Below are 6,122 nucleotides of genomic sequence, written 5' to 3'. Positions count from 1 at the left end.
ATGGCCAGTTCGCTTTTTCCTTCGCTCGACAAACTTGTTCAGGCCGCGCCGCTGCTTGCTGCGGTGCCCTTGCTGGTTCTGGCCGGCTGTGACCGCAACCCGCTGATCGTCAATCGCTCGTCGTGCCCGGCGGTGGCCGTGGCGGCATTTGTGGGCGATGCCAGCTTGTTTCGGCCCGGCGAGCCCGATGTGGCCAATCTCGATCTGGTGGCAACGATCACCAATGTGCGCGATGAATGCACCGAAACGCCCGAGATGTTCCTGTCCCGCGTCAGCTATGATGTGGTGGCGCGCCGCACCGATATTGCCGCGGCGCGCACCGTAACGCTGCCGTTGTTTGTCGCGGTGGTGCAGGGCGGCAATCTGGTCAATGCCAAGCAGATCTCGCAAGTGCAGGTGAATTTTGCCGCCGGCCAGGAACGGGCGCTGGCCAGCGGCACCGCCACTGCCAGCGTGTCACGCACCGCCGCTGCGGTACCGGCCGCCATCCTGGAAAAGATCAATCGCAAGCGCCGGCCGGGCGATACCGACGCGGCGACCGATCCGATGGCCGATCCCGAAGTGCGCGCGGCACTGCGCACCGCCAGCTTTGAAGTCTTGCTCGGCTTCCAACTGGATGATCGCGCTCTGGCCTATAATATTTCCAAATAGCGGCCGCACTTCAGCCGCGCGCCTGCTGCCCGGCTTGAGGCCGTCGGCGCAATTGCAGGCCAACAGCCAGCATGCCGGCAATGAACATCATCCAGGTTTCGGGTTCGGGCGTGGGTGCCAGCGCAAGGTCAAGCGGCGGGCCGCTCATATTCTGATTGGCCCCGGCTGATATCACCAGCGGTTCTGCCGCAAACCGCTGCGGTGCGCCGCGCAACCGGGCGAGCGTCATGGGCTGCGGCGCGCCGGCTTGTGGTTGCTGGCTGCGCAGGACTGCCGGCCGGGACTGCAATACACGCGCGCCGGCCAGTTTTCCCGCTGGCTGATCGGTCATCTCCGGCAAGGGCGGCAGGGACGGCTGGGCCTCCCATGGTGCCAACGTCCGAAATTCGCGGCTGCTGCAGGCTGCAGTGCAGTCCGGAAGCATTTTTGAGAGCTCGTCCGTGCCCGGCCAGGCCTGGTTTATCGTGGCGGCCCGATCAGACAAGCCGGGCAGTTGCGGCGGCGGCGCCAGCGGCGTCAGCGTCAGCGTTTGGGGCAACGTCTGCGTTTGGGGCGCGCTGTGAATCGCCACAGCCAGGCCAAGACCAGCGACCAAGGCAAGGATTGAAACGATTCTGGACATGTCATGGTAAACGACGGCCGACGCCGCCGCTTTAAGTCCGGTGCAGTTGCGCATTGTCGCAGCGCCGCCGATTGGCGATTGCAGCGGCCACTGCGGCACGCGGCCACGGCGCGGCGCAGCGGCAGGGTGGGGGCAATACGGCCATTGACTCCGCAGCACACATCGCACAATCCGCTCTGGTCGTCGGGGGAAACTTCGGCGCCGCGCGCGGGAGAGTGTGGAGCGAGCCAGCAGGCCCGGCTTCACCGCCGAAGGAGCAAGCCGTCCCCGGAATCTCTCAGGCAAATGGACCGCGCCGGCGTATCTGCGACACTCTGGAAAGCGGGTGCGGGCCGTATGGCTTCACCCCACCGAAGGGGTAAGCTGCGCGCCAACGATTGTTCGTTGCTGCCAGTCAAAGCTCTCAGGTCTGGCGACAGTGGGGGACAGGCGTTCGGCAATCTGCCGGGCGCAATGTCGTTGCCGGGGATCATCATGGCTGAAAATGCCGTATCAGATTTGAAATCATTGCCATTGGCGGCGCTGCATGCGGCGCTGGGCGCGCGTATGGTGCCTTTTGCCGGCTATGCCATGCCCATCCAGTACAACGGTGAATTCGGCGGCATCATTGCCGAACATCTCTGGACGCGCCGCCATGCCGGCCTGTTCGATGTGTCGCATATGGGCCAGTTGCTGGTGGACGGTGACGGCGCTGCCGCCTGGCTGGAAACGCTGGCGCCCGGCGATTTTCTCGGCCTGATGCCGCACCGGGTGCGCTATTCGCTGCTGCTGGCCGATGATGGCGGCGTGCTGGATGATCTGATGGTCACCAACACTGGCCGCAGCCTCTATCTGGTGGTCAATGGTGCCACCAAGGCCGGCGATATTGCCCATATGCAGGCGCGGCTGCCGGCTGGCCTGTCGCTGCATCATATGGCAGATCATGCCCTGCTGGCGCTGCAGGGGCCGGACGCGGTGGCCGTGATGAGCCGCTTTGATCTGGTGGCCGAAACCGCCGATCAGCCGGCGTTTGCCGATCTGAAATTCATGACCGGTGCGCGCTATCACTGGAATGGCGTGCTGCTCGGCATCACCCGCTCGGGCTACACCGGCGAAGATGGCTATGAGATTTCGGTGCCAGCGGCGCATGCGCAGGCTCTGGCCGCGGCACTGCTGGCCCATGCCGAGGTGAAGCCGATCGGGCTGGGCGCGCGCGATTCGCTGCGCCTCGAAGCCGGCTTGCCGCTCTATGGTCATGATCTCGACCCCGGCATCACGCCAGTCGAGGCTGATCTGAGCTTCGCGATTTCAAAGCGCCGCAAGACCGAAGGCGGCTTTCCGGGTGCCGACCGCATCCTCGATCAATTGTTCAACGGCGCCGCCCGCAAGCGTGTCGGCCTGGCGATCGAAGGCCGCATGCCCGCCCGCGAAGGTGCTACCGTATGGGTAGGCGACCGCCAAGTCGGCGTGCTCACCTCAGGCGGCTTTGCGCCGAGCCTCAATGTGCCCATCGCCATGGCTTACGTTGCCGCCTCTCACGCCGAGGATGGCACCGCGCTAGAAATCGATGTGCGCGGCAAGCGCATCGCAGCAAAGGTCGTGCCAATGCCGTTCAAACAGAAAAACTACGTCAGGGAAGGGGTTAAACCATGAGCCGTTTGTTCACGCAGGATCATGAATGGATCGATGTTGACGGCGATGTCGCCACTGTCGGCATCACCGATTATGCGCAAGGCCAGTTGGGCGACGTGGTGTTCGTGGAACTGCCCGATGGCGGCCGCACGGTCAGCAAAGGCGGCGAAGCGGCCGTGGTTGAATCAGTCAAAGCCGCGTCGGATGTTTACGCCCCCGTGTCGGGCACAGTGACGGAAAGCAACCCGGCGCTGACCGACGATCCATCGCTGGTCAACAGCGCGCCTGAGGCCGAGGGCTGGTTCTTCAAGCTCACCCTGTCCGATGCGTCGGAACTCGATGGTCTGATGGACCGCGCGGCTTATGATGCCTTCGTCGCCGGGCTCTGAACGGCGCCGCTGACTGCCTGAATATTTCCGCGCCGGCCTTGCGGCGCACTTTTTCGGAGTAACTCGATTGCGTTACCTGCCTCTTTCCACCGCTGACCGTCAGGCGATGCTGGCCACGATTGGCGCTGCCGATATCGATGCCTTGTTCATCGATGTGCCCGAAGCCGCGCGGCTGGACGGCCCGATTGCCGGCCTGCCAAACCATGCCAGCGAAATGGCCGTTGAACGCGCGCTGATGAAAATGGCCGCCAAGAACGTCACGGCGGGTTCGGCGCCGTTCTTCGTTGGTTGCGGCGCGTACAAGCATCATGTGCCGGCCACCGTGGACATGGTCATCCAGCGCGGCGAGTTCCTGACCGCTTACACGCCCTACCAGCCGGAAATCGCGCAGGGCACGCTGCAAGTGCTGTTCGAATTTCAAAGCCAGGTCGCCCGCCTGACCGGCATGGAGGTCGCCAACGCCTCCATGTACGACGGCAGCACCGCGATGACCGAGGCGGTGTTCATGGCCCGCCGCATCACCCGGCGCAGCAAGTGCCTGGTGTCAGCCGGTGTCCACCCGCATTACACGTCGGTGCTCAATACGCTGACGCGCTTTACCGGCGATGTCGTGGTGGCGGACACGCCGGTGCTGGCCGTCGGTGCGCCCGGCGATGATCTGGACCATCTGATCGCGCAGATCGACAAGGACACCAGCTGCGTCATCGTGCAAAACCCCAATTTGTTCGGCCATATCGCCGATCTGACGCCGCTGGCGGCGGCCTGCCACGCCGCCGGCGCGCTGCTGATTGCGGTCGTCACCGAAGTCGTCTCGCTGGGCGCCATCAAGTCGCCCGGGGAAATGGGCGCTGATATCGTGGTCGGCGAAGGCCAGTCGCTCGGCGCCGGGCTGCTGTTTGGCGGGCCGTATCTCGGCCTGTTTGCCTGCCGCGAAAAACATGTGCGTCAGATGCCGGGGCGGCTGTGCGGCGAAACCGTCGATGCCAGCGGCAAGCGCGGTTTCGTGCTCACCCTGTCAACGCGCGAGCAGCATATCCGCCGCGAAAAGGCGACCAGCAACATCTGCACCAACAGCGGCCTGATCGCGCTGGCCTTCTCGGCGCATCTCACGTTGCTCGGCGAAAAGGGCCTGCGCCATCTCGCGGCGCTCAATCATGCCCGCGCCGTGCAACTGGCCGACCGGCTGGGCCGCGTGCCCGGCGTGACGCTGCTGAACGGGGCGTTTTTCAACGAATTCACGCTGGAACTGGGCCGCGAAGCCCGGCCAGTGGTGCGCGCGTTGGCGGAAAAGGGCGTGCTGGGCGGCGTGTCGCTGGGCCGGCTGTGGCCCACGCAGGCGCAGTTGCACAGCGCGATGATCGTGGCGGTGACCGAAACCGCAACCGACGAAGATTTTGACGCGTTCGAAGACGCGCTTGACGAGGTGATGGCAAAATGAGCGATCGTACCACCCCCATGAACACCGTCGGCCGCCCGACGCGGCTGGTCAGCGGCACCGGCGCCGTGGCCGAGACATTCTCCGGCAATCGCGCGCTGATGCTGGAAGAACCGCTGCTGTTCGAACGCGGCGCTCCCGATGGTTCGGGCGTTGATCTGCCGCCGGTGCCGCTGGTTCCGGATCGACTTGGCGGCCTCGCCCGCTCCGGCCGTATCGGCCTGCCTGGCCTGTCCGAACCGGAAACCGTGCGCCATTACACGCGGCTGTCACGGCAGAATTATGCCATCGATCTGGGCATCTTTCCGCTGGGCAGCTGCACCATGAAGCACAATCCGCGCCTCAATGAGAAAATGGCGCGGCTGCCCGGCTTTGCCGATATCCACCCGCTGCAGCCGCAATCCACCGTGCAGGGCGCGCTGGAATTGATCGACGTGCTGGCCGATTGGCTGATGAAGCTGACCGGCATGCCCGCGGTGGCCATGAGCCCCAAGGCCGGCGCCCACGGCGAATTGTGCGGCATGCTGGCCATTCGCGCCGCGCTGGATGCCAAGGGCGATACGCGCCGCGTCGTGCTGGTGCCGGAATCGGCCCACGGCACCAATCCGGCAACAGCGGCCTTCTGCGGCTTCACCGTGGAGAATATCCCGGCCAATGCCCGCGGCCGGGTCGATCTGGACACGATGCTGGCCCGGCTCGGCCCGGATGTGGCGGCGGTGATGATCACCAATCCCAACACCTGCGGCCTGTTCGAGCCGGATCTGAAGAAAATCTCCGATGCCGTGCATGCGGCCGGCGGCTATGTTTATTGCGATGGTGCCAATTTCAACGCCATCGTCGGCCGCGTGCGCCCCGGCGATCTGGGCATTGATGCCATGCACATCAATCTGCACAAGACCTTCTCCACGCCCCATGGCGGCGGCGGTCCCGGCTCCGGCCCGGTGGTCTTGTCCGAGGCATTGGCGCCGTTTGCGCCGATCCCGTTCGTGCGGCGCACAGCAAATGGCGGCCTGGAACTGGTCGAGGAAGACAATGCCGCCGCCGCCGCGCCTGACAGTTTCGGGCGCATGGTGGCGTTTCACGGCCAGATGGGCATGTTCGTCCGCGCCCTGTCCTACATGATGAGCCACGGCGCCGATGGCCTGCGCCAGGTGTCCGAAGATGCCGTGCTCAATGCCAATTACATCCTCGCCAGCCTGAAGGACATTTTCACCGCGCCGTTCGCGGATGGCGGCCCATGCATGCATGAAGCCTTGTTCTCAGACGATTTCCTGGATGGCACCGGGCTTTCAACGCTCGATCTGGCCAAGGCGATGATCGATGAAGGCTTCCACCCGATGACGGTGTATTTCCCGCTGGTCGTGCACGGCGCGATGCTGGTTGAGCCCACGGAAACCGAGAGCAAGGCCAATCT

At 64.7% G+C, this 6,122-nt stretch carries 6 protein-coding genes and 2 riboswitches; of the genes, 5 read left to right on the top strand and 1 reads right to left on the bottom strand.

Going from position 1 to position 6,122, the window contains the following annotated elements:
- Positions 1–651, top strand: a 651-nt coding sequence (locus tag ABWP50_RS10105) for a hypothetical protein (RefSeq protein ID WP_353217869.1), incomplete at its 5' end; no start/stop codon positions are given.
- Positions 652–661: 10 nt separating this feature from the next.
- On the opposite strand, the gene ABWP50_RS10100 is transcribed toward ABWP50_RS10105, so the two are convergent.
- Positions 662–982 carry a PEP-CTERM sorting domain-containing protein gene (locus ABWP50_RS10100; protein WP_353217868.1) on the bottom strand — a complete coding sequence of 107 codons (321 nt, stop codon included), beginning with the start codon at positions 980–982 and terminating at the stop codon, positions 662–664.
- Between the two features lie 489 nt (positions 983–1,471).
- Positions 1,472–1,576, top strand: a riboswitch (glycine riboswitch).
- A gap of 1 nt (position 1,577) precedes the next feature.
- Positions 1,578–1,702: riboswitch (glycine riboswitch) on the top strand.
- Between the two features lie 45 nt (positions 1,703–1,747).
- Between ABWP50_RS10100 and gcvT the strand changes: the two genes are divergently transcribed.
- The 4 genes from gcvT to gcvPB form a co-directional block, all read left to right on the top strand.
- Positions 1,748–2,905: a glycine cleavage system aminomethyltransferase GcvT gene (gcvT, locus tag ABWP50_RS10095; protein WP_353217867.1), complete on the top strand. Its 1,158-nt coding sequence runs from the start codon at positions 1,748–1,750 to the stop codon at positions 2,903–2,905.
- The gene (gene gcvH, locus ABWP50_RS10090) at positions 2,902–3,273 is read left to right on the top strand and encodes a glycine cleavage system protein GcvH (RefSeq protein WP_353217866.1); all 372 of its coding nucleotides are present in this window, start codon (positions 2,902–2,904) and stop codon (positions 3,271–3,273) included. The genes gcvT and gcvH overlap by 4 nt, the downstream gene beginning before the upstream one ends.
- A 67-nt stretch (positions 3,274–3,340) precedes the next feature.
- Positions 3,341–4,711 (top strand): aminomethyl-transferring glycine dehydrogenase subunit GcvPA, encoded by a 1,371-nt coding sequence (gcvPA, locus tag ABWP50_RS10085; protein WP_353217865.1) that lies wholly within the window; start codon positions 3,341–3,343, stop codon positions 4,709–4,711.
- The coding region (gene gcvPB, locus ABWP50_RS10080; protein ID WP_502951029.1) for an aminomethyl-transferring glycine dehydrogenase subunit GcvPB at positions 4,708–6,122 on the top strand (1,415 nt) is incomplete at its 3' end. The genes gcvPA and gcvPB, both read left to right, overlap by 4 nt.

This window comes from Sandarakinorhabdus sp. (assembly GCF_040398645.1).
GTDB lineage: Bacteria > Pseudomonadota > Alphaproteobacteria > Sphingomonadales > Sphingomonadaceae > Sandarakinorhabdus.
This window is presented reverse-complemented; position numbering and strand designations above follow the sequence as displayed.

Bases quoted from the DNA above. Each gene is read 5' to 3' on its own strand.
- gcvH (WP_353217866.1), top strand. From the start codon at position 2,902: ATGAGCCGTTTGTTCACGCAGGATCATGAATGGATCGATGTTGACGGC.
- ABWP50_RS10100 (WP_353217868.1), bottom strand. From the start codon at position 982: ATGACCGATCAGCCAGCGGGAAAACTGGCCGGCGCGCGTGTATTGCAG.
- gcvT (WP_353217867.1), top strand. From the start codon at position 1,748: ATGGCTGAAAATGCCGTATCAGATTTGAAATCATTGCCATTGGCGGCG.